Raw genomic sequence first — 22,384 nt, forward strand, 5'->3', positions numbered from 1 at the left:
TTACCCCTTAAATACGCTCAAGTACAACGCCATGAATCACGTCTGCAACGTCCTCACAGCTATCAACGGCTTCTTCAAATAAATCGTAGAGTTCTTTTGAACGGATTAAGGTGCGTGCATCTTCAACTTCGGCAAATAGGCGTTGCATGCCTGAGCGCATGACGTGATCAGCTTCTCCTTCAATGCTGCTGATTTCTGCACAGGTGCGTAAAATGACTTCAGCATTTTTCATGTCAGACAGCATGTTGACAGCTTCACGGACTTTTTCAGAAGCGCGTAATAAAATTTGCGCTAGTGCTACCATTTCTGGGGTAAAGCTTGAGTGACCATAGATTTTTGCACTTTGTGGAATAGCTTCCATGTAATCAATGATGTCATCAAGTGCCATTGCTAGTTCGCGAATTTCACGACGGTCGAACGGGGTAATAAATGTTTTATGTAGGGAGAGTAAAATTTCTTTTGTGTATTCGTCAGCTTCAGATTCAATTTTTCTAATTTCAGCAAAGTGCTCGTCGAACTTATCGCTGTCTCTCACGGCTGCCATCATCGCGAGTACTTTAGAGCCTTTAACTGCACAATCTGCAAGGCTATTAAATAGTACAAAATAATTGTCATTACGGGGTGTGATTGCCGCCATTAGGCGACCAAATGCAGCATTTGCCATAATTCTTGAAGCTCCTAATTTATTACAAATTTATTACTTTTAGATTACAAATTTATGAATGTTGCAAGTTTAACCGTCTAGGCCAAAATCTGCGAGTATTTAAATTGATTTAATGGAACTTTTTTAAGATACATCAATAATTTTGTCTTTTTTAAAACGATTAAGTATGGCTGCTCAAAGTATTTAGCGTAGATTGTACTGATGCTTTTCAGTCGACAAGCATTAGATCATCCTGCAATATGGTGTGATAAGCCTTTGCTGTATAATGACGTTTTTTAGTAATACGTAAGCATTATGGAAGCAGAACAACTCAATATTATTGCTAATCGTTTAGACGATTTAGGCGAGCGTAACCTTGCTCTTCGGGGGTATCTTTGACTTTGAGACAAAGAGCCAGCGTTTAGAAGAAGTCAATGGTCTACTGGAAGACCCCAAAATTTGGGATGACAATGCCAAAAGTCAGGCATTAGGTAAAGAAAAACGTAGTCTTGAGATGGTAGTAGAGACGCTCACGCATGTGCAATCTGGGTTAAAAGATGCTCAAGAGCTGTTTGAGATGGCGCGTGAAGAAAATGACGATGATACTTTATTAAGTGTCGAGCAAGATTCGCTAGCACTTGAAAAGCAAATTGCCGAGATGGAATTCAGGCGCATGTTTTCTGGTGAGTTAGATGCTGCGAACTGTTTCATTGAGTTTCAATCAGGAAGTGGCGGCACTGAAGCGCAAGATTGGGCAAACATGCTGTTGCGTATGTATTTACGCTATTGCGAGCGCAAAGGCTTTAAGGTTGAAGTGTTGGAAGAATCAGAAGGTGATGTGGCTGGTATTAAGGGCGCATCAATTAAAGTGTCTGGCGATTACGCCTATGGTACTTTAAGAACTGAGAACGGCGTACATCGTTTAGTGCGTAAATCTCCATTTGATTCTAACGCTAAGCGCCACACTAGCTTTGCCAGCGTGCAGATATTCCCAGAAGTAGATGATTCGATTCAAATTGACATTAACCCTGCCGACTTGCGTGTTGATACGTATCGAGCGAGTGGTGCGGGTGGTCAGCACATTAATAAAACTGATTCTGCGGTACGGATTACGCATATTCCGACTAATACCGTGGTGCAGTGTCAAAATGACCGTTCGCAACATCGCAATAGAGAAGAAGCGATGAATATGCTGAAAGGTGCGCTTTACAATTTAGAGTTAAATAAGCGTAATCAAGAGAAACAAGCACTTGAAGATGCCAAAACCGATATTGGTTGGGGTCATCAAATCAGGTCTTATGTGTTAGATCAGTCACGTATTAAAGATTTACGTACTGGTGTGGAAATTGGCAATACGCAAGGCGTGCTGGATGGCGACCTTGATCCATTTATTACCGAAAGTTTGAAGCAGGGAGTGTAGTGTGAGTAACGTGCAAAATAATGAACAAAATAATCAGCAGATTAATGAAGCGCCAGCAATCGATGAAAACCATGTGATTGCGGAGCGCCGTGAGAAATTAAAAGCGATTCGTGAAAATGCTAAGCTTAATGGCAGCGTTGCTTTTCCAAATGACTTTAAACCAGAGCAACATGCTGCGGGCTTGCATGCTGAATTTGGTGGTTTTGATAATGAAGTACTACAACCTAGAGCCGTACATGTGAGCATCGCTGGTCGCATGATGCTTAAACGTGTGATGGGTAAAGCAAGTTTTGCCACAGTGCAAGATAGCACTGGTCGTATTCAACTGTTTATTTCTAAAGACAATTTCACTGATGATAATAGTGAAGCTGTTTACGATGCATTTAAGCATTGGGATTTAGGCGATATTATTGCGGCTAAAGGCGTGTTGTTTAAAACTAAAACGGGTGAGCTTTCAGTTAAAGTGTCTGAGTTGCGTTTATTGACTAAATCATTGCGTCCATTACCAGAGAAGTTTCATGGCTTGCAAGATCAAGAAGTTAAATATCGCCAGCGCTATGTTGATTTAATGGTGTCTGAAGAAACGCGTGCAACCTTTATTGCACGTAGTAAAGTGGTGTCAGCAATTCGTAGCTTTATGCTTGAGAATCAATTCTTAGAAGTAGAAACGCCAATGTTGCACCCGATTCCAGGTGGCGCATCAGCTAAGCCTTTTATTACGCACCATAATGCATTAGATATGCAAATGTATATGCGTATTGCACCTGAGCTATATCTAAAACGTTTGGTAGTGGGTGGCTTTGAGCGTGTGTTCGAGGTGAATCGTAACTTCCGTAATGAAGGCTTAAGCGTTCGCCATAATCCAGAATTCACCATGATGGAATTTTATGCGGCTTATACTGATTACCTATGGTTGATGGACTTTACTGAACGTTGTATTCGCGCGGCTGCGATTGCTGCTTGTGGTACAGCGGTATTGCAATATCAAGGTCGCGAATTGGATTTAAGTAAGCCTTTTCAACGTTTAACCATTGTTGGCGCAATTCAAAAATACGCACCGCAATACACGCTTGAGCAGTTGAACGACGCAAACTTCTTGCGTGCTGAAATACTTAAATTTGGTACCAAACCATTTGATCACGCAGGCTTAGGTGCACTGCAATTAGCTTTGTTTGAAGAAACCGCAGAGAGCCAATTATGGGAGCCTACCTATATTATTGATTATCCTGTTGAGGTGTCACCATTGGCACGAGCATCAGACAAAAACCCTGAGATTACAGAGCGATTTGAGTTGTTTGTGACAGGGCGTGAAATCGCTAACGGTTTTAGTGAGTTAAATGATGCAGAAGACCAAGCCGCACGCTTCCATGCGCAAGTGAAGGCCAAAGAGGCGGGTGATCATGAAGCGATGTATTACGATGCAGACTTTATCCGCGCACTAGAATACGGTATGCCACCGACAGGTGGTTGTGGTATTGGTATCGACCGCTTAGTGATGATGATTACTGATAGTGCAAGCATTCGCGATGTGATTTTATTCCCACATATGCGTCCAGAAGCTTAAGCCTGAATATACATTAAGCTTTATCCAATAGCTTTACTTGGGCCCTGATTAGTAAATACTAATTGGGGTTTTTTGTTGTAAAAATACAACATTTATGTCATTTTTATGATAAATGTAGTTCTGTCATCAAACTGTAATACAGCTATCGCAAAATCCCTCTTGTTGAAAAAACGCAGTAAATAACTATTAAACTAAGAGGGAATTGAAATGAACTACAAATTACGTAGCTTGGTGGCAGCGACTATCACTGGTTCACTAATGTTAGGTCTTGCTCAACATGCTTCGGCAGATTCTACCACTGACATTGTGAATGCGTTGATTACTAAAGGGGTATTAACCGAGGAAGAGGGTGCTTTGCTTACCAAGGGCCGTGATAGTGAAATAGACACACAAAAGAAAAAAGAGAAAAAGTTTTCTTCTGGCAAAGTTGGTGGGGCAGTGAATATCCGTGGTTACTTACAAGTGCGTAACACCACCATGCTTGGTGGAGATGACGTAGGTGTCAACCTATTCTCAGATCGCTCAGTTGGTAATGATCGCTCTTTGGGTGACCAAGATAAAAACTTTTTAATTCGTCGAGCACGTGTCATTTTATTTGGCGACATTGGTGAGCGTTTGTACTATTACATTCAGCCTGACTTTGCATCTTCTACAGGAGATACTGGTAATATCGCACAACTACGCGATGCTTATGGCGATTTAAAATTAACTAAAGACAATGTGCATAGGATTCGCGTAGGTCAATCTAAAGTACCTTATGGTTTTGAGAATTTACAATCGTCACAAAATCGCTTGGCTTTAGATCGTGCGGATGCATTAAATAGTGCTGTAAAAGATGAGCGTGATTTAGGTGCTTTCTACTATTATACGCCACTAGAAACACAAGCATTGTTTAAAGAGATTGGTAAATTAGGCTTGAAACACTCAGGCGATTATGGCCAGTTTGCCTTTGGTGCATATAATGGCCAAGGTGCAAACCAGCGTGAGCGCAACGACAATTATCACATGGTGGCACGGTATACGCATCCGTGGAAAACAGAATCTGGACAGATCTACGAAGCAGGTATTCAGGCATATACTGGCGATTATGTTCCAGTATCCGTATCATCATCAACAAGTCAATATCGAAGAAGAGACCCTATATCTGGTGTAATTTCAGGAGCTACACCTGGAATTGCCGCAGAGGGGCGCAATGGGTTTAAGGACGAACGTGTTGGTGTCAGCTTTATGATGTATCCACAACCATTTGGTTTACAGGCTGAGTGGAACTGGGGTAAAACACCAGGCTTAGATATTGCTGCCAATGAGATTCAACAAAAAAGCTTAAATGGTGGCTATATTCAAGCGATGTATAAAATTGATAATTTCCAAGTTTTTGATACTAATGGCACTTTGATTCCATTTGTCAAATGGCAATACTTCGATGGTTACAATAAAGCTGAATCTAATGCGGCACAGAATAAAGTTAACGATTGGGAAATTGGTGCTGAATGGCAAATCGCTCCTGAGGTTGAGTTAGTGGCCTATTACCATCGCATGAAGCGCTCTAATCTTGTGCGTGGCGCATCTGCTGCAAATGCTGCTTTAGGTGGTCCATCAACTGATTACGAGGTATTTAACGCAGATGCACTTCGCGTGCAGTTGCAATATAACTTCTAAATTAATTTAATGTAGATTTAGTAGGTAATAGCAGTACTTTTAATCTTAAATTAAGATCGATGTTCTAAAATAGCCACCTTAGATGCTTAAGGTGGTTTTTTTATAGGTGGTGCTTGTGTTGAATATGTTCAAATATAGTTTATTAATTGGGTCAGTCTTGATGTTTTTAACTACTCGTGCATGTGCTGAGAGTGTTGAGGATGGACGTGCTTGGTTAAATCTGACGGTTACTGGGGCTTTACCTACAGAGGGATGGCGTTGGTATGCTGAATTGCAACCTCGCTTACGAGAAGAGGGCGCGCATTTGGATCAAGTGTTGATGCGCCCAGCAGTTTATTATCAATTAACTGAGCAGAGCAGTATTTGGGCAGGTTATGCGCATGTGGTGACGCACCCAGTGAGTAGGTCTGCATTTGATGAGCATCGGCTATGGCAACAATATCTGTATCAGTTTGCACACATCAACAATATTGCTATACAAAGCCGTACACGTCTGGAGCAAAGGTTTATTGAAAATGCGGATGACACCGGGCATAAGTTAAGGCAAATGTTGAGATTTGTAGCGTCTTCTGGGGTGCATCCTAAGCTTAGTTGGGTGTTTTATGATGAGTATTTTATTAATTTAAATAATACTGATTATGGTGCGCAAAAAGGTTTTGACCAAAATCGTGCATTTTTGGGTGGAAATTGGACGCTTAGTCCTGAGGCTAAGATAGAGCTTGGTTATTTAAATCAGTATGTTAAAACTAAACAAGCTAATTTTATGAATCATGTGTTTTCCACGACGCTCATTTTTTCATTTTAGATGTTTGCGCTAAATATATAACTACTTGAATGGACTATTCAACTTCACTTATTTATTAAACCAAGGTTATTAAATCTGGGCTATTAAATCAAGCCGCATTATTAAACCTCTTTTCGCACCAGTTTGCACAATTCACGCACTTTAAAAGTGCGTATTTTTTATTCTTTATACGTGATTTAGTTTGAAAATCCGTCATCTCTTCGTGTACTTTTAAGCATTGACGCCATCTGTAGTCAGGTTTCTGAAAGTTGGAACGAGAATTGCTATTTATTCATTAAGTAATCCTGTTTTGTATTGAATAAGTCTTTATAGACTTTGTTTAATGGTAGCGAGGAGAGCATCATGAATAAACATTTTTCAGCTTTATTATGTACTGTATGGTTTCATTTGCTTTTTACAGGCATGGCATCTGCATCACCATCATCTGAAATGGTGAGTAAGCTCAACGCACAGGTTTTACGTGTACAAGTTAAACACAATAATGGTAATCATGGTTTGGGGTCAGCAGTGGTGATTGATAAAGACCAAGTAGTGACCAACTGCCATGTGGTGACTGATGCACATGACGTGCATGTGATGGTTAACGGTGTAGCGCATGTTGCTACCGAAGTGAGGCCTGATTGGCATCATGATCTATGTATTTTAACCGTGGCTAACTTAGATGCGCCTATTGCAAAAGTTGGTGCCAGTAAAACTCTAAAATATGAAACCCCAGTATTTACTATTGGGTATCCTGATAAGACCACCGAGCCTGTGAATACATTTGGTGTGGTTAAGGGAATGTTCCCTTTGGATGATGGCGTAGTGATTCGTGCTACTAGCCCTTTTAGATTGGGTGCTAGTGGTGGAGGTGTGTTTGATGAGATGGGTAGTTTAGTCGGCATCATCACATTAAAGAGCCGCGGTAGCCAAGCCCATTATTACTATATGCCAGTAGAGTGGGTGCAAGCACTCAAGCATAAGCCAGCTCAGGCATTAGGCACTAAAAGTGAGAAACCTTTTTGGGCCGTTGGTGCAAGTGAGCAGCCTTATTTTATGCAAGTAGTGAAGCCTTATATCTCACATGACTGGAAATCACTGTTAGCGGTTTCTCGTGAATGGGTAAATGCTGAGCCTGATACTGCTGAGTCTTGGTTCTACTTAGCGACAGCTGAATACGAAACAAAAGACTACAATAAAGCGGGTGAGCATTTTAGAAAGGTGTTGGCAATTAATGATGATCACCGTCAAGCACTCGAGTATTTAAATAAAATTACTGAAAAAACTGCTAGCGCTAAAGTTAATTTTGATCAATTGGCATTGTTAGCTAAATAGTTTGGTAAAAGGTCTTAATTAAGAGCTTAGTGCAAACTAAGCAGTTAATTAACTACTCAGAAGTCTGGTTGATATGTACTACTGGCGTTACTGCAGCGTTGAGTGATTTCAAATGACGATACAAAATACGAGTTTCAAGCAGGTTCCAAACACGTAACATTGCTTCAATCGTATCAAATGGCTTGGTTAAAAAGTCTTTGGCACCTAGTGCCAAAGCTTTTCTTTTTGCACTGATTGTGGCATCTGCTGTTAGCACTAGCACTGGTAAATACTCATCTTTAGGAATGTGCCGTGATAGCATTTCTAACACCGCATAGCCATCTAGTTCTGGCATCATTAAATCGAGCAAGATTAAGTCAGGCTCAAAAGCTTTGTATAAATCTAAGGCACGCGTAGAGTCTGCCGTGCTGATGACCTGATGAAAACCTTCTCTTGTTAATAGGTCTTCTAGTAGCTTTAAATTAGCTTCCGCGTCATCTACAATTAAAATTTTGGCGTTTAATATTTCAGCCTCGTTCATTTTATTTCCTAACTTTGAATTAATTCTCTTACTTGTTTATTAAATACGGCAACATCTAACGGCTTTGTCATGTAATAAGCCACACCTGCAGCTTGTAATCGATTGATGGTGTCTGGCAAAGCGTCTGCACTTAAAATCATCATCGGGATATTTTTTAATCTAGGCTCGGACATCACGTAGTGTACGAGGTTTTCTCCTGAGCCATCAGGCAGGTTTAAATCTATTAATAATAGCGAAGGCTGTAACTCGTTTAAATATTGCTTTGCATCTTTGATTGTGGACACACAATGAATGCGCAAATCTCGTTGACGTAGAATAATGGCTTCAACCAGTGCACGATTACTAATGTTGTCTTCTACATAAAGAATCGAGTGTTTGTTTGATAGATTAAGTTGTTTTGATTTTTCTTTTTGTTGAGGTTGTTTGCTAACATCTGTATTGGCCTCACAGGCTGAAATTTCAACCCAAAATAGGCTTTTATCTTTTGCAAGATGAATGCTCCCATGCATTGCAAGCATAATTTGTTTGGATAGTGCTAAACCTAGACCAGTCCCTTCAATTTTAGTATTTTCTGCACCTAATCTATCGAAAGGTGTAAATACTCTTTCCCTTAACTCAACAGGAATACCTAGCCCATCATCTTGTACTTCAATCATGATTTGATCTTGCTTACGATAAGCATTTAATTGAACTGCAGAATTAACCGGACCGTATTTTAGTGCATTAGAAAGTAGGTTGAGTACGACTTGTAATAGTTTTTGTCGGTTAGCCATTGCCCATAGGTTTGGCTCAATATCCGATTTAATTTCGATGTCTCGAATTTTTCCGATTGGTGCAATGTAATGTATTGCTTCTTCTAACAAGTTATTAAGGGCTATAGGTGCTAACTCTAATGAGACTTCACCTGACTCTATTCTTGCAATTTCTAGTACTTCATTAATTAATTTGAGTAAATGTTGACCCGCGCCTTTGATAAGCGAAACACTGTCGCGTTGCTTTCCTGGTGCTAAATCTTGTTCTAATAGTTGTGCAAATCCTAAAATTGCATTGAGCGGTGTTCTAAGTTCATGACTGGTTCTTGATAAGAACATACTTTTCGAGGCGCTGGCTTCTTCTGCCTCTTGCCTAGCTTGTAAAGCGTCGCTAATGTTTTTGGCTAGCAATTGAGAGGCGTGATCTAGCTCATCTGAGAGTTGCCCTAATTCGTCTTTACTGCTTGAGGGTAAATCGAGCGCTTCTGCACGCGCCAAGTGGCCTGCACTGTCCCGAAGTAAACGTACACGTTTAACTATCGTACGTGAAAAGATCCAAACAGCCATGAGCGAACCAATAATGCCTGCAATTGCGGCAATGAGCGTGACAGAAATACTTTGCTGACGCTGTAGAAAAATCTCTTGCTGATCTTGCTCTACTAGTAACGCCTCTTCTGCATTGAGTGCTTCAATTTCTTTTCTAAGCTGGTCTAGCGTGGCGACTTGTGATTTAAATTGCGTAATCAAACTATCTGAGGCTATTTCTGAGTCGTGATCTGACAGCGCTTTTAAATCTGCTAAGTTCTTAGCAACCAATGGCACGATGACAAGTAAGCGATTCTTTTGCTGATCGCTTTCTAGGCGATCTTCTAGTGTATTGATAATCTCAGGAAGTATTTTTTCAGCTTCAAAAAAAATGTTTAAGAAGTGTTTGTCACCTGTAAGCAGATAGTCTCTCACGCCAGTTGATGCTTCTAAAAGCTGGGTATGTACGGTCTGAATATCACGTTGGTTTTGTAAAGCATGCTTAAGATTGTTTTCGAGCATGGTGGATTCTAGTTCACGTATATAAAGTGAAGCTAAAGATGCTAATAACACGGTTAACGGTAGCGCAATCACAAACATACCTTTAAACCCAAGGGGCAAATCTTGCCACGCCTGCGCTGCCCAATGTAGGGGGCTGATGTTTTTTCTTTTCGCTGGGATGTGTGATTTACTCATCATTAACAATCATTTTGCAAATATAAATTTACAACCTATTAAGACTGATTAGCCTATTAAGATTTATAACCAAGCTCAACTGCCTTCACCGCAGCTTGCGTTCTGTCTTTGACACCAAGTTTATTTAAAATACGCTCTACATGAATTTTAGCGGTACCTGATGCAATACCAAGTTTAAGACCTAATTGATTGTTGCTTAAACCAGCGGGCAACAGTGCGAAAATTTCACGCTCTCGTGGTGTTAGTGTTTCTAAAATAGATAAATCAGCTTCACTACGAGCAGGACCTTGATGCTGTGAAATAGCGAGTGCGATTAAGCCTGATACCGCATTTAAAGCTTCTATCTCCGCGTTGTTTAGCACTAACTTCTTACCCGAAAAAGCGATGACGCCTTTACCATGCTGCCCTAAAGCGATAGGGACTAAGCACTCATGATGTTGTAAGTCTGCATGTGTCCATAATTGTGTACTTTTATTTTCATGAACAGTAAATTGAACTGGGTTCTTTAGCATCATAGCTAATATGCCCATCATAGGAATTCTTGATCCTACTGGCAGTGTTTGCCCAATTTGAGTAAATATTACAAGTTTGCCAGAATTTTCAATCGCTAATATTGCGTGTTGTGCAGAGAGTAAATTACATAATGAATGTAGCAAGCTACTCGCCGCACTGATATTCCAACCGTGTGCAAATAATTGCTGACCAAAGTTTAGATACAGCCGTAAATGGGTATCGTTTGCTTGCGTTTCTTTCAAGCTTTGTCTAAGCGCGCGAGCGCTACTTGGTTGATTTATATTTTCATGTAGGTCACTTGGCATATGCCGAACAGTATACACCGTTATACCTATAATGGTAGATTTTTAGTTGACTCAGACCATTCATAATGCACTCCATCAACAAAGCAATTAAACGAACAACAGACAGTCTTACAAGGAGAAAAGAATGAAAGCTTTAAATTTAGTAGCAATTGTTTCTTCAGCAGTTTTATTAGTAGCAGGTGCAGCACATGCTGAAAGCAACTATAAGAGTAATGCACACAACCAAAATTTTATTTCTAAAAGACCATATCAGCAAGTGGTTACAAAAAGCGATCAGAAAAAAGATCAACAATGGGAAGGTGCAACATTGATTGAGGATGAAGCGAAAGTTAAAGTGGGTTCAAAAAACCGTAACGCATCGCGCATCAATAAGTATGCTGAATAAGCGAGATACTAAAAATAGTATCACTAGATGAAAAACGAATTGGAGAAAATCATGAAAAGTAAAAGTTTAATCACACTAATATCTGCAGCAGCATTGTTGGTAGCAGGTACAACGCATGCTGAAGGTAACTTTAAGAATAATGCACATCATCAAAACTTTATTTCTAAAAGACCATATCAACAAGTTGTCACAAATAGTGACCAGAAAAAAGACCAACAGTGGGAAGGTGCCACACTGATTTCTGATCAGGCTTCAGATGATGTGGTTGCTGGCAGTCGTCATACATTACGTCTTAACATGTTAAGTAAACGCCCATACTAAAGCTAATTTTTTAAACAATGTTGTACTGAATACAAATACATAATTATTGGAGAATATCATGAAAAACAAATACTTAATCACACTATTGTCTGCAGCAACTTTATTGGCAGCTGGTGCAGTATCAGCAGATGAAGACTACAAACATATTAATAAACAAAACTTGTCTAAACGCCCATATCAGCAAGCACCTGCTGATCCAGCACTAAACAAGAAGGAAAATTTTGAAGGCGCTACATTGATAGACGAGAGTGCTGAAACTGATGGTAAACATAAGCAAATGCGTCTTAACATGTTGGGTAAACGCCCATATGTAGAAAGAAATACGGACTAATGTCATAGATATGTCATATTAGTTTTTTAAGCTTGCCCTGCCGTTATTTAACTGGCAGGGCTTTTGCGATTGTAGGCGTTTGATATAGTATTCTTAGCGTTACCTCAAGCTTATAAGCTAATCATTATCATTTTTATAAAAGGAATTAAAATAAAAAATGAATTTATTCAAAGAGTTTAAAAGCGATTTTCCGGCAAGTATTGTCGTATTTTTTGTGGCATTGCCATTGTGTTTAGGTATCGCACTTGCTTCTGGCGCACCATTATTTTCAGGTGTGATTGCAGGTATTGTTGGCGGTATTGTTGTGGGTATGTTTAGTGGGTCTCAGCTTGGGGTGAGTGGCCCTGCTGCGGGTCTTGCGGTGATTGTGCTCACGGCAATTGGAACATTAGGTTCTTTTGAAGCATTTTTATTATCTGTGATGGTCGCTGGGGTGATTCAGTTTTTACTTGGCTATTTTAAAGCTGGCTTCATTGCATACTTTGTACCTTCATCTGTCATTAAGGGGATGTTAACGGGTATCGGCTTATTGATTATACTTAAACAGATACCGCATGCATTGGGTTACGATGATGACTACCAAGGTAGTGAGTCTTTCGTGCAGGCTGATGGTAACAATACGTTTACTGCCTTAGCTGATGCATGGAATTTACTAACGCCAGGTGCCTTATTAATTGCAGCTATTTCTATGGTGATCCTAATTTTATGGGATACAACCTTAACAAAGAAAAATCGCTTGTTTGAATTGCTACAAGGTCCGATTGTTGTAGTGCTTGTTGGTATTTTATTAAACTATCTGTTCCAGTCAGGTGTTCTTAATTTTTCTTTAGCAGAAAAGCAGATTGTGCAATTGCCAGTTGCTAATAACCTCGGTGAGTTTGTTGGCCAGTTTACAACGCCAGATTTCTCACAGCTTACTAATATAGAAATTTATAAAGTCGGTTTAGTGATGGCGATTGTGGCGAGCTTAGAAACACTTTTATGCGTAGAGGCAACTGATAAGCTAGATCCAGTTAAGCGTATTACACCAACAAATCAAGAGCTTAAGGCACAAGGCATTGGTAATGTGTTGTCAGGCTTGATCGGTGGATTACCTATTACACAAGTCATTGTGCGTAGTTCTGCAAATATCACCTTTGGCGCCAAAAGTAAGCTGTCAGCAATTTTGCATGGTATTTGGCTATTGCTCAGTGCAGTGACGATTGCAGGTATGTTGAACATGATTCCTTTAGCTAGTTTGGCTGCCATTTTGATTATGGTGGGTTATAAGTTAGCTAAGCCATCATTGTTTTCACATATGTATAAGTTAGGCTGGGAACAGTTCGCGCCATTTATAGCGACTGTTGTCGCTATATTGCTCACAGACTTATTAACAGGGATTGCCATTGGTTTAGTGGTCGGTATTTTCTATACCCTACATCATAGTTACCGTAACTCTCACTATCTTAAAGAGAGCAAAACGACAGAGGATGGTCGTCAGGTTCATCACATTGTATTAGCTGAAGAGGTTTCATTCTTTAATAAGGCGAGCATTTTGCAAGTGCTCGAGGCGATACCTAAAAATGCAAAAGTGGTTATCGATTGCTCTAATTGTAAGTCGATTGCGTATGACGTCGTCGAGTTTATTCGTGATTATCCACTCCACGCTAAATTAAAAAATATTGAAGTCGAAACAATTAATTTTATTCAGCCTAAGTATTAATAGCATTAATGATACTAAGGTCAAGCTTGTTAATAAAGATCAATGATAGGAAATAAAAATGTACAAACACCCATTACTTAATCGCGACTTAATGTCTCCAAAAGAAGCTTTAGATATTCTAATTGAAGGTAATATTCGGTTTACGAGTAACTATTCTGAAGATAAAGACTTTCAAAGTTTGCTGAATATTACTAAAGATAAGCAACATCCTTTTGCCTCTTTTTTAAGTTGCAGTGATTCTCGTGCACCAGTTGAATTGTTATTTGACCAAGCGTTAGGTGATATTTTCAGCGTGCGTTTGGCAGGTAACATTGCGTCTGATAAAGCCATTGGTAGCTTAGAGTTTGGTTCTAAATATTTGGGTAGCAAATTGATCGTTGTGATGGGGCATACCAGTTGTGGTGCTGTTAAAGCTGCATGCGATGATTTTAAAGATGGGCATATTGGCGAAATTATTAACTTTATTAAACCATCTATTCGTCACGAAAAAACTGTACTGAACAAAGATGATAGAAACTCTAAAAATCCAGACTTTGTTCAAAAGATTAATGTGCTGAATGTAAAGCATCAGATTGATACCATTATTCGTCAAAGTGATATCGTGAATGACATGATTGAAGCACGCCAAATTGCGATTGTTGGGTCTATTTATGATCTTGCTACAGGTAAGGTTAACTTCTTAGAAGACACTTATGTTGGCTAATAGTTAATCCGTAAAAAAAACCGCCAATAGGCGGTTTTTTTTACGGGTAGAACATTAATTAATTTACCGCGAGCTTTGTAGGCTAGCAGTTGTTTTGATTTTTCTAGCGATGGCCTTCTTTTGCCATGTTGATGCTGTATTTTGGAATTTCTACGACTAAGTCTTCTGTGCCAACCACAGCTTGGCACGATAGCCTTGAGTTTGGCTCTAAGCCCCATGCTTTATCAAGCAAATCATCTTCTTGCTCTGTAGATTCGCTGAGTGATTTAAAACCCTCACGTACGATGACATGGCATGTTGTACATGCGCAGGCTTTGTCGCAGGCATGATCGATATCAATGTCATTGTTTAGTAAGACATCACAGATAGATTCGCCAGTTTGTGCTTCAATGGCTGCGCCATCGGGACATAGTTCTACATGTGGCAGAATAATAATTTGTGGCATGTTGTTTCCTTAAAGTAGGCCCGATTTGTAAATCGTGAGTGGCGGTAGTAACCACGCAATTTCGGTCATGTTACTATCGAAATATAATATCGCGCCTACAGGTTAATTGAATCTAAATTTTTTCCTGCTAGCGCACGGCTTACGCTGGCGTTCATGCGGGCAGCTGCAAATGCCTCCGTTGCATGATTGAGCGTATCCACTGCTTGATTAATCGCAGTAGCATCTTCAGCCGTTGTAAGTGCTTGCAATTTTTTAATTTCGGCCTCAATTGCTTCTACTTCAGTTGCACTGATTAAATTGCCATCTACGGCTAAAGCGGCACTTACTGAGCTGATAATTGCGCCTGCATTCACTCTTGCTTCTGCAAGCATACGTGCTTTTTTATCTTCTTCGGCACTATTAAATGATGCTTTAAGCATGTTGGTGATTTCATCTTCAGTGAGTCCGTAAGATGGTTTCACGGCAATATTTGCTTCAATACCTGTACTTTGCTCACGGGCTGATACTGATAACAAGCCATCAGCATCTACCGTAAACGTTACACGAATTCGTGCTGCACCAGCTGCCATGGGTGGTATGCCGCGCAATTCAAAACGGGCTAAGGATCTACAGTCGCTGACCAGTTCTCGCTCACCTTGCACAACATGAACACTCATCGCGGTTTGTCCATCTTTATAAGTGGTGAACTCTTGGGCGCGAGCAATTGGTAGTGTGCTATTACGATGGATGACCTTTTCTACAAGCCCACCCATGGTTTCTAAGCCTAAAGAGAGCGGGGTAACGTCTAGTAGCAATAAGTCATCGTCACTCTTGTTGCCAGCCAAGATATTTGCTTGAATCGCTGCACCTAAGGCAACGACTTTATCAGGGTCTAAATTAGTGAGAGGTTCTTGCTGAAAATATTCTTGTACTGCATGTCTAATATGCGGCATACGTGTAGCACCACCAACCATGACTACACCATTAATGTCTTCAAGGTTAAGTTTGGCATCGCGCATTGCTTTGCGTGTTGGTGATAAGGTTTTGCTGACTAAATGCTCGGTGACTTCTACCAATTGAGACGCGGTAAGTGTTACGTCTACCAATGTACCGTTGCTTAATTTGCAAACAATTTGTGCTTCAAAGTTGTCAGTGAGCCATTCTTTTGCCTGACGTGCTTTTGTGAGCAACAGTCTGGTATCTTCTTCAGTAAGCGGTGAGAAATTGGCATTGGTTTCACGTACTTTATCTAACACCCAGCAATAGATGCGGTGATCAAAGTCGTCACCGCCAAGCGCTGCGTCACCATTGGTAGCAAGTACCTCAAATACACCTTTAGATAAACGTAAGATAGACACATCGAATGTGCCGCCACCTAAATCGTAAATGACAAAAGTGCCTTCTGCGGCGTTATCTAGGCCATAGGCTACCGCAGCAGCCGTTGGTTCATTGAGTAAGCGTAGTACATTTAAACCTGCTAAACGTGCAGCATCTTTAGTAGCTTGACGCTGCGCATCATCAAAGTAAGCGGGCACTGTAATGACTGCACCTACTAATTCTCCGCCTAGAGATTTTTCTGCACGTGCTTTGAGTGCTTTAAGGATTTCAGCCGAAATCTCAATAGGTGTTTTAAGACCAGCACGGGTTTGTAGTTGCAAGCTACGTGTTGTCGTTGAGTCTGTACCCTCTACAAATCGATATGGGATATGTGCTTTATTGGAGATGTCATTTAAACTACGACCCATAAAACGTTTGACTGATGTAATCGTGTTGATTGGGTCTTCGCTTTGGTGTGCTTGCGCCTCGTGGCCAACGACAATGTCCCCATTAGGCATGTAGCGAACAACAGAGGGTAATAAAGCATGACCAAAGTCGTCTTGCAAAACGGTGCTCATGCCACTGCGAACAGTGGCAATCAGTGAATTGGTGGTGCCTAAGTCGATGCCTACAGCAAGTCTATGCTGATGTGGTGCGGCACTCATGCCAGGTTCTGAAATTTGGAGTAATGCCATAAGTTTACTTGTTGCTTATCTATTATTTGCTACATTGATGTGATTGCTATGCTAATGATATAGCTTTTATTCGCTAACTTTTAATCATCTAGCTGTTCTAGTCATCTAGCTGTTCGATGACTTGGTCAATGTCTGCGCAAACTTTATCGATGAAAATAAGTTTACGAGTCACCGCTGTTGCCGAAGCTAGATCTTTCTTAATGTCCAGTAACTCATGTAGTTTATTGATTAATGAGTTGGTTTCTAATTTTAACTCGCTTGCAATCTCATCTAACTCAGTGATGCTACGTGCCATTTTTGCATCTTCAATACGTTCGCGCCATTCCATTTGCTGCATCAAAAACTCGGCTGGCATTGCAGTGTTTGTATCTGCAATAGCGTCTATGCCATGCTGTTCCAGCATGTATTTAGCACGTTTGGCAGGGCTCTTTAACACGCTGTAAGCTTCATTAGCTAAGGTGGCCAATTGCATGGCTACGAGTTTCTCTGATGCTGGCGCACTGACAAACCGATCAGGGTGATTTGCCGATTGAGTTTTGCGGAAATTGCTTTCTAGCGAAGCTACATCAAGCTCAAACTGTTCTGCAATCGCAAATAGTTTAAAGTAGTTAATTGGGGTGCTCTGCATGTGCATCTATGTTTAAACAGTAAAGCTCTCACCACAGCCACATTCATCTTTAACATTAGGGTTGTTAAATTTAAAGCCTTCGTTCAAGCCTTCTTTAGTAAAATCTAACTCAGTGCCGTCAATGTAAACCAAGCTTTTTGGATCAACAATGACTTTAACGCCATGGCTCTCAAACGCAATATCTTCTGGCTGCATATCATCTACGAACTCAAGTGTGTAAGCCATGCCTGAGCAACCAGTGGTTTTAACGCCCAGGCGTAAACCTACGCCTTTACCGCGATTCGCAAGAAATTTTTCAACGCGGCTTGCCGCTGTTTCTGAGAGTGTAATTGCCATGGTTCTTTATTTAATCCTTTTAGACCTCTATTTTATACCACAAAGCCACGTTGGTTTTTTCAACGTGTTTTTTTAGTGCATTTGCCATGCAGTAGTCGTACTTAAGCTGCTACTTTTGCCGCTTGCTTAGCTTTAATGTCGGCTACGGCAGCTTTAATTGCATCTTCGGCTAGCACTGAGCAGTGAATTTTTACTGGCGGCAATGCAAGCTCTTCTGCGATTTCAGAATTCTTAATGGCATAAGCCTCTTCAATGGTTCTACCTTTTAGCCACTCTGTCACTAATGAGCTAGAAGCAATTGCAGAGCCGCAACCATAAGTTTTAAACTTTGCATCTTCAATAATGCCGTTGTCATTCACTTTAATCATCAGTTTCATCACGTCGCCACAAGCGGGTGCACCCACCATGCCAGTGCCTACCTGAGGATCATTTTTATCTAATGAACCAACATTACGCGGGTTCTCGTAGTGATCTAATACCTTGTCTGAATATGCCATTTTGGTTCTCCTGTGATGAGTTAAAATGCATTGCAAACTCTGCGTTGGCTAGCCTTGCCGTACCATTCGCACTGTCTGCGGCTTGCCGTCTTGATTTTGCTTCGCTTTTTAATTCATTTAATAATTTAACTACTTTGTGTGTTTGAAATACATCGCAAACTCGGCGTTGACTGCGCTTTGCCGTACTTTAAGTGCTATCTTCAGCTTATCGCTTTGATTTTGCTTACTATTTCAAACGCTTGCATTATTTCTTAAAACTTTTATAAAAAAACTTTCTCTTTCTTATATGACTAGCGGTAAGTGCATTCGTTTAGTTTTATAAACGAATGAGGTGACAACAAAGTCAGGTAAGCAAAGAGCGTTTCTTTAGTGTGCTGCCCATTCTACTTTTGACAAATCTACACCATCTTTAAACATTTCCCAAAGTGGTGATAGTTCTCTTAATTTATCAATTTTGCCTTTCATTAAACTGATGGTGTAATCTACATCTTCATCTGTTGTGAAGCGACCAATTGAAAAACGGATTGAGCTGTGTGCTAATTCATCACTACGGCCAAGTGCACGTAACACGTAGCTAGGCTCAAGGCTGGCTGATGTACATGCCGAGCCGCTAGATACTGCAATGCCTTTTACTGCCATAATCAGTGATTCACCTTCAACATAGTTAAAGCTGATGTTTAAGTTGTGCGGTACACGTTGTTCTAGGTCGCCATTGACGTAAACTTCTTCAATGTTTTGCAGACCATTAAGTAATTTATCGCGTAAGCGACGGATGCGAATATTTTCTTCATCCATCTCTTCGCGCGCGATACGGAATGCTTCGCCCATGCCAACAATTTGGTGTGTCGCTAAGGTGCCTGAACGCATACCGCGCTCATGACCGCCACCGTGCATTTGCGCTTCAATACGGATGCGTGGTTTACGACGCACGTACAATGCACCAATACCTTTAGGACCGTATGTTTTATGTGCACTAAAGCTCATTAAATCGACTGGCAATTTTTCTAAATCAATGTGTACTTTGCCAGTTGCTTGCGCAGCATCCACGTGGAATATGATGCCATTTTCACGACAAATGTTACCAATGGCGGTGATGTCTTGTGTCACACCAATTTCGTTGTTTACTAACATGACAGAAGCTAGCACTGTATCAGGGCGAATAGCCGCTTTAAATTTTTCTAAATCCAGCAAACCGCTTGGTTCTGGGTCTAGGTAAGTGGCTTCAAAGCCTTGACGCTCCAGTTCGCGCACAGTATCAATGACCGCTTTATGCTCAGTGGTCACGGTAATAATATGCTTGCCTTTAGCTGAGTAAAAGTTGGCAGCACCTTTAATAGCAAGGTTGTTAGATTCTGTAGCACCTGATGTCCAGACAATCTCACGAGGATCTGCGTTGACTAATTTAGCGACTTCTTCACGAGCGTTTTCTACCGCTTTCTCTGCTGTCCAACCATATGGATGGCTACGTGAAGCTGGATTGCCAAAATGTTCTGTAATGTATGGAATCATTTTTGCGGCAACGCGAGGATCTACAGGCGTAGTGGCTGAGTAATCCAAATAAATTGGATGAAGGTCATGCTCTGAGCCTTTCAATACTTGCATTTCAATTGATGCTGACATTTCTTAATTATCCTTACCTGTTACGTTATATATATTAATAGCGCTGATATTGGCTGCTTATGCGGCAATACTAGTGAGCTGTTTTAATCTCAAAATTTCATTGTTAAGCGTTGTTAAAAAGTCTGTTACCTGTTGCAATGTGTTATGCTCGCCGAAGCTCACACGTACCGCACCACGTGCTAAATCTGGCGCAACACCCATCGCCAGTAATACATGGCTAGGTTCTGTGCTATCACTCGAGCATGCTGAGCCACTAGCCACTGCAAAGCCTTTACGGTCTAATGCTGTGACTAAGGTTTCTCCCTCAATGCCGTCTAATGCAAAAAAGCTGGTATTGGGTAAGCGCGTTGCATTACTGCTAAATACCGTGGTGTTGAGCGATTTTAATCCATGCTCAAATGCACTACGTAACATTTGTGTGTGGCTATTAAAGTGCGTCAAGTTTGCTATTGCAAGCTCACATGCTAGCCCGAAGCCAACGATAGCCGCAATATTTTCTGTGCCGCTACGTAACCCACGTTCTTGACCACCGCCGTGTAACAGTGGCTGTATATCAACACGTTTATCTAAAATCAGTGCCGCTGCGCCTTGTGGGCCATGAATTTTATGGCTTGAAACTGTCATCGCATGCACGTTTAAATCAGTAAAATTAACGGGTATTTTACCTAAACCCTGAACTGCATCGGTATGCATAAACGCGCCCGCTTTGCGTGAGATTTCAGCAATCTCTGCAATGTTCTGAATGACACCCGTTTCATTATTGGCCAGCATTACCGATACAACGCTGCTTGGTGTTTGAAGCTGCTGCTGTAACTGTGCAATAGTTAAAACGCCGTTTGCATCCACACCAATTTCACTACTTAACCATCCTGCCTGTTGCATTGCTTTTGCTGGGCGAGATACACAAGGGTGCTCAATCGCGCTGTACAAAATCTGACTACCTGCTTGACTACCTGCAATCCCTTTGACTGCAAAGTTATTCGCCTCAGTGCCTGATGCCGTGAAAATCACTTGAGAAGCATAAGCGCCACATGCTTCAGCTACTTGCGACCTAGCGAGTTCAACTGCATCTCGTGCTGACCTGCCGAATACATGACGGCTTGTTGGGTTGCCACTTTGGTTTTGCATCCATGGCAACATGCTATCTAGCACACGCTGGTCAAGCGCTGTCGTCGCGTTGTGATCTAAATAGATGCTAGACATGGGTTCAACCTAATCAAACTTTAGTTAGCAACCGCGGTTGCTGTATTAGTCGCTACACTTTTATCGTGAGTGTTAGCTTTTTCATGAGTAGCACTACAGTTGCGCGGGGTGATTAACACTTTTTGGCCACTTTGCTGTGATGCGACCATGTCTGCTAGCGTGACACCTGCTAAGTATTCTAAAATTTTAGTGTTTAACGAAGACCATAAGTCATGTGTCATGCAACGACCTTCATCTCTGCAATTTTCATGGCCACCGCATTGTGTTGCATCAATTTGCTCATCGACTGCATGAATGATCTCAGCCACTGAAATATCTGCATAATTTTTAGCCAGATTATAGCCACCGCCTGGGCCACGAATGCTTTTGACTAAACCTTGTCTGCGCAAGCGACTGAACAACTGCTCTAGATATGAGAGTGATATATCTTGACGCTCACTAATGCCAGCGAGCGTCACGGGCTTAGTTACTGGCGCGTCTTTTGTCTCATTGATCGCTAGGTCCAACATTGCTGTGACAGCAAACCGACCTTTAGTGGTTAATCGCATAATATTTTATATTGGTATGTATCATTGATGAGCTAATTGTATAATTCCTTACAAATTTAGTCAACTATTATGCAATTCAGTTCAACTCAGTCGGAATTAATTTAAATCGTTTAATCATTGCATGCTAATTCTAAGGCTGGATTAAGTTATGGCTTGTTGTTTGTTGGAGGAATGTTAAAAGCCTCGGCCACTTCTGTATCACTATGTTCGTCTGTATTCAGTCGTGCTAACTGAGTTTGTAGCTCGGTAATCGCTTGATCTTGTTTGGATGCATGATCTAGCAATGAATGTATTGCTTTAATCATGGGGTCATTTTCGTCATTACCAACTGCATAGGCGGCAAATCCAATTTTCTGCGCTGTTTCTTCGCGTTTTTTTGATTTTTCTTCTTCCAAAATACGTGCAGGAATGCCGACAGCAGTTGCATTGGCTGGCACATCTTTGACGACAACGGCATTGGAGCCGATTTTTGCGCCTTCACCAATCGTAATGGGGCCGAGTACTTTAGCGCCTGCGCCAATGACGACACCTGCTTCTAATGTTGGGTGGCGTTTGCCTTTGTTCCATGAAGTGCCGCCAAGCGTTACGCCATGATACAAGGTACAGTCATTGCCAATAATCGCGGTTTCACCGATGACAACACCCATGCCATGATCGATAAAAACACGACGTCCTATTGTGGCACCAGGGTGAATCTCAATACCAGTGAACCAGCGACCCAAGTGTGACAAAAACCGACCAAGCCAGAAAAAATTAGCCTTCCATAGCCAATGGCTCAGGCGGTGCATCAATAGTGCATGTACGCCAGGGTAGGTGGTTAAAATTTCCCAGTGTGTGCGAGCAGCAGGGTCGCGCTCGAAAACGATAGAAATATCTTCTTTGATGTGGTCAAACATGTGGTTTGGCAATGGTTTTAAATAGTGCGTAATTATGCCATAAATCAACAATGGTTGACTAA

Annotated in this window: 23 protein-coding genes; 10 read left to right on the top strand and 13 right to left on the bottom strand. The window is 41.1% G+C overall.

Annotated features, from left to right (window positions below; translation table 11 throughout):
• Nucleotides 1–7: 7 nt before the first annotated feature.
• Nucleotides 8–664: a DUF47 domain-containing protein gene (locus Q7U33_RS02080; RefSeq protein ID WP_304857929.1), complete on the bottom strand. Its 657-nt coding sequence runs from the start codon at nucleotides 662–664 to the stop codon at nucleotides 8–10.
• A gap of 294 nt (nucleotides 665–958) precedes the next feature.
• On the opposite strand from Q7U33_RS02080, the gene prfB reads away from it, so the two are divergent.
• From prfB to Q7U33_RS02105, 5 genes are all read left to right on the top strand, one after another.
• Nucleotides 959–2,063 (top strand): peptide chain release factor 2 gene (prfB, locus tag Q7U33_RS02085; RefSeq protein WP_304857930.1). Its coding sequence is split into 2 segments (ribosomal slippage): nucleotides 959–1,039 and nucleotides 1,041–2,063, totalling 1,104 coding nucleotides; the frame shifts between segments, so codons are not numbered across the junction.
• Between the two features lies 1 nt (nucleotide 2,064).
• Nucleotides 2,065–3,627, top strand: coding sequence for a lysine--tRNA ligase (lysS, locus tag Q7U33_RS02090; RefSeq protein WP_304857931.1), 1,563 nt, complete (start codon nucleotides 2,065–2,067; stop codon nucleotides 3,625–3,627).
• A gap of 207 nt (nucleotides 3,628–3,834) precedes the next feature.
• Nucleotides 3,835–5,286: a porin gene (locus tag Q7U33_RS02095; protein WP_304857932.1), complete on the top strand. Its 1,452-nt coding sequence runs from the start codon at nucleotides 3,835–3,837 to the stop codon at nucleotides 5,284–5,286.
• A 160-nt stretch (nucleotides 5,287–5,446) separates the two neighbouring features.
• Nucleotides 5,447–6,091 (top strand): DUF2490 domain-containing protein, encoded by a 645-nt coding sequence (locus Q7U33_RS02100; RefSeq protein WP_304857933.1) that lies wholly within the window; start codon nucleotides 5,447–5,449, stop codon nucleotides 6,089–6,091.
• A gap of 342 nt (nucleotides 6,092–6,433) precedes the next feature.
• Nucleotides 6,434–7,405 (top strand): serine protease, encoded by a 972-nt coding sequence (locus tag Q7U33_RS02105; RefSeq protein WP_304857934.1) that lies wholly within the window; start codon nucleotides 6,434–6,436, stop codon nucleotides 7,403–7,405.
• A 52-nt stretch (nucleotides 7,406–7,457) separates the two neighbouring features.
• Here the strand turns inward: Q7U33_RS02105 and Q7U33_RS02110 are convergent, their stop codons facing one another.
• Genes Q7U33_RS02110 through Q7U33_RS02120 form a run of 3 tightly spaced genes read right to left on the bottom strand, consistent with a single transcriptional unit; the run spans nucleotide 7,458 to nucleotide 10,734 of the window.
• On the bottom strand, nucleotides 7,458–7,925 hold the full coding sequence (locus Q7U33_RS02110; RefSeq protein WP_304857935.1) for a response regulator: 468 nt from the start codon (nucleotides 7,923–7,925) through the stop codon (nucleotides 7,458–7,460).
• 8 nt (nucleotides 7,926–7,933) lie between these two features.
• Nucleotides 7,934–9,901 carry an ATP-binding protein gene (locus Q7U33_RS02115; protein WP_304857936.1) on the bottom strand — a complete coding sequence of 656 codons (1,968 nt, stop codon included), beginning with the start codon at nucleotides 9,899–9,901 and terminating at the stop codon, nucleotides 7,934–7,936.
• A gap of 53 nt (nucleotides 9,902–9,954) precedes the next feature.
• A complete protein-coding gene (locus tag Q7U33_RS02120; RefSeq protein ID WP_304857937.1) occupies nucleotides 9,955–10,734 on the bottom strand; it encodes a LuxR C-terminal-related transcriptional regulator in 780 nt (259 codons plus the stop codon).
• A gap of 106 nt (nucleotides 10,735–10,840) precedes the next feature.
• On the opposite strand from Q7U33_RS02120, the gene Q7U33_RS02125 reads away from it, so the two are divergent.
• The 5 genes from Q7U33_RS02125 (at nucleotide 10,841) to Q7U33_RS02145 (ending at nucleotide 14,158) form a co-directional block, all read left to right on the top strand.
• Nucleotides 10,841–11,101, top strand: coding sequence for a hypothetical protein (locus tag Q7U33_RS02125; RefSeq protein WP_304857938.1), 261 nt, complete (start codon nucleotides 10,841–10,843; stop codon nucleotides 11,099–11,101).
• A gap of 51 nt (nucleotides 11,102–11,152) precedes the next feature.
• Nucleotides 11,153–11,422: a hypothetical protein gene (locus Q7U33_RS02130; RefSeq protein WP_304857939.1), complete on the top strand. Its 270-nt coding sequence runs from the start codon at nucleotides 11,153–11,155 to the stop codon at nucleotides 11,420–11,422.
• Between the two features lie 58 nt (nucleotides 11,423–11,480).
• Complete coding sequence (locus Q7U33_RS02135; protein WP_304857940.1) at nucleotides 11,481–11,753, top strand: hypothetical protein; 273 nt, start codon at nucleotides 11,481–11,483, stop codon at nucleotides 11,751–11,753.
• A 157-nt stretch (nucleotides 11,754–11,910) separates the two neighbouring features.
• Nucleotides 11,911–13,455 carry a SulP family inorganic anion transporter gene (locus tag Q7U33_RS02140; RefSeq protein ID WP_304857941.1) on the top strand — a complete coding sequence of 515 codons (1,545 nt, stop codon included), beginning with the start codon at nucleotides 11,911–11,913 and terminating at the stop codon, nucleotides 13,453–13,455.
• A 58-nt stretch (nucleotides 13,456–13,513) separates the two neighbouring features.
• Entirely contained in the window at nucleotides 13,514–14,158 is a 645-nt protein-coding gene (locus Q7U33_RS02145) for a carbonic anhydrase (protein WP_304857942.1), read from the top strand.
• A gap of 103 nt (nucleotides 14,159–14,261) precedes the next feature.
• On the opposite strand, the gene fdx is transcribed toward Q7U33_RS02145, so the two are convergent.
• The 9 genes from fdx to cysE form a co-directional block, all read right to left on the bottom strand.
• Nucleotides 14,262–14,603 (bottom strand): ISC system 2Fe-2S type ferredoxin, encoded by a 342-nt coding sequence (gene fdx / locus Q7U33_RS02150; RefSeq protein WP_019897759.1) that lies wholly within the window; start codon nucleotides 14,601–14,603, stop codon nucleotides 14,262–14,264.
• Between the two features lie 95 nt (nucleotides 14,604–14,698).
• Nucleotides 14,699–16,594 carry a Fe-S protein assembly chaperone HscA gene (gene hscA, locus Q7U33_RS02155; RefSeq protein ID WP_304857943.1) on the bottom strand — a complete coding sequence of 632 codons (1,896 nt, stop codon included), beginning with the start codon at nucleotides 16,592–16,594 and terminating at the stop codon, nucleotides 14,699–14,701.
• 97 nt (nucleotides 16,595–16,691) lie between these two features.
• The gene (gene hscB, locus Q7U33_RS02160; RefSeq protein ID WP_304857944.1) at nucleotides 16,692–17,222 is read right to left on the bottom strand and encodes a Fe-S protein assembly co-chaperone HscB; all 531 of its coding nucleotides are present in this window, start codon (nucleotides 17,220–17,222) and stop codon (nucleotides 16,692–16,694) included.
• A 12-nt stretch (nucleotides 17,223–17,234) separates the two neighbouring features.
• Entirely contained in the window at nucleotides 17,235–17,558 is a 324-nt protein-coding gene (iscA, locus tag Q7U33_RS02165; RefSeq protein WP_304857945.1) for an iron-sulfur cluster assembly protein IscA, read from the bottom strand.
• 101 nt (nucleotides 17,559–17,659) lie between these two features.
• Nucleotides 17,660–18,055 carry a Fe-S cluster assembly scaffold IscU gene (iscU, locus tag Q7U33_RS02170; RefSeq protein WP_304857946.1) on the bottom strand — a complete coding sequence of 132 codons (396 nt, stop codon included), beginning with the start codon at nucleotides 18,053–18,055 and terminating at the stop codon, nucleotides 17,660–17,662.
• Between the two features lie 366 nt (nucleotides 18,056–18,421).
• Nucleotides 18,422–19,675, bottom strand: coding sequence for an IscS subfamily cysteine desulfurase (locus Q7U33_RS02175; protein ID WP_304857947.1), 1,254 nt, complete (start codon nucleotides 19,673–19,675; stop codon nucleotides 18,422–18,424).
• 57 nt (nucleotides 19,676–19,732) lie between these two features.
• Entirely contained in the window at nucleotides 19,733–20,878 is a 1,146-nt protein-coding gene (locus Q7U33_RS02180; protein ID WP_304857948.1) for a cysteine desulfurase family protein, read from the bottom strand.
• 20 nt (nucleotides 20,879–20,898) lie between these two features.
• Entirely contained in the window at nucleotides 20,899–21,426 is a 528-nt protein-coding gene (locus Q7U33_RS02185) for a Fe-S cluster assembly transcription factor (protein ID WP_304857949.1), read from the bottom strand.
• Nucleotides 21,427–21,572: 146 nt separating this feature from the next.
• On the bottom strand, nucleotides 21,573–22,322 hold the full coding sequence (cysE, locus tag Q7U33_RS02190) for a serine O-acetyltransferase (RefSeq protein WP_304857950.1): 750 nt from the start codon (nucleotides 22,320–22,322) through the stop codon (nucleotides 21,573–21,575).
• Nucleotides 22,323–22,384: the final 62 nt, after the last annotated feature.

The organism is Methylotenera sp. (genome assembly GCF_030653755.1).
Taxonomy (GTDB): Bacteria; Pseudomonadota; Gammaproteobacteria; order Burkholderiales; family Methylophilaceae; genus Methylotenera.

Bases quoted from the DNA above. Each gene is read 5' to 3' on its own strand.
- Q7U33_RS02080 (WP_304857929.1), bottom strand. From the start codon at position 664: ATGGCAAATGCTGCATTTGGTCGCCTAATGGCGGCAATCACACCCCGT.
- Q7U33_RS02095 (WP_304857932.1), top strand. From the start codon at position 3,835: ATGAACTACAAATTACGTAGCTTGGTGGCAGCGACTATCACTGGTTCA.
- Q7U33_RS02100 (WP_304857933.1), top strand. From the start codon at position 5,447: ATGTTTTTAACTACTCGTGCATGTGCTGAGAGTGTTGAGGATGGACGT.
- Q7U33_RS02105 (WP_304857934.1), top strand. From the start codon at position 6,434: ATGAATAAACATTTTTCAGCTTTATTATGTACTGTATGGTTTCATTTG.
- Q7U33_RS02110 (WP_304857935.1), bottom strand. From the start codon at position 7,925: ATGAACGAGGCTGAAATATTAAACGCCAAAATTTTAATTGTAGATGAC.
- Q7U33_RS02115 (WP_304857936.1), bottom strand. From the start codon at position 9,901: ATGATGAGTAAATCACACATCCCAGCGAAAAGAAAAAACATCAGCCCC.
- Q7U33_RS02125 (WP_304857938.1), top strand. From the start codon at position 10,841: ATGAAAGCTTTAAATTTAGTAGCAATTGTTTCTTCAGCAGTTTTATTA.
- Q7U33_RS02130 (WP_304857939.1), top strand. From the start codon at position 11,153: ATGAAAAGTAAAAGTTTAATCACACTAATATCTGCAGCAGCATTGTTG.
- Q7U33_RS02135 (WP_304857940.1), top strand. From the start codon at position 11,481: ATGAAAAACAAATACTTAATCACACTATTGTCTGCAGCAACTTTATTG.
- Q7U33_RS02140 (WP_304857941.1), top strand. From the start codon at position 11,911: ATGAATTTATTCAAAGAGTTTAAAAGCGATTTTCCGGCAAGTATTGTC.
- Q7U33_RS02145 (WP_304857942.1), top strand. From the start codon at position 13,514: ATGTACAAACACCCATTACTTAATCGCGACTTAATGTCTCCAAAAGAA.
- fdx (WP_019897759.1), bottom strand. From the start codon at position 14,603: ATGCCACAAATTATTATTCTGCCACATGTAGAACTATGTCCCGATGGC.
- hscA (WP_304857943.1), bottom strand. From the start codon at position 16,594: ATGGCATTACTCCAAATTTCAGAACCTGGCATGAGTGCCGCACCACAT.
- hscB (WP_304857944.1), bottom strand. From the start codon at position 17,222: ATGCAGAGCACCCCAATTAACTACTTTAAACTATTTGCGATTGCAGAA.
- iscA (WP_304857945.1), bottom strand. From the start codon at position 17,558: ATGGCAATTACACTCTCAGAAACAGCGGCAAGCCGCGTTGAAAAATTT.
- iscU (WP_304857946.1), bottom strand. From the start codon at position 18,055: ATGGCATATTCAGACAAGGTATTAGATCACTACGAGAACCCGCGTAAT.
- Q7U33_RS02175 (WP_304857947.1), bottom strand. From the start codon at position 19,675: ATGTCAGCATCAATTGAAATGCAAGTATTGAAAGGCTCAGAGCATGAC.
- Q7U33_RS02180 (WP_304857948.1), bottom strand. From the start codon at position 20,878: ATGTCTAGCATCTATTTAGATCACAACGCGACGACAGCGCTTGACCAG.
- Q7U33_RS02185 (WP_304857949.1), bottom strand. From the start codon at position 21,426: ATGCGATTAACCACTAAAGGTCGGTTTGCTGTCACAGCAATGTTGGAC.
- cysE (WP_304857950.1), bottom strand. From the start codon at position 22,322: ATGTTTGACCACATCAAAGAAGATATTTCTATCGTTTTCGAGCGCGAC.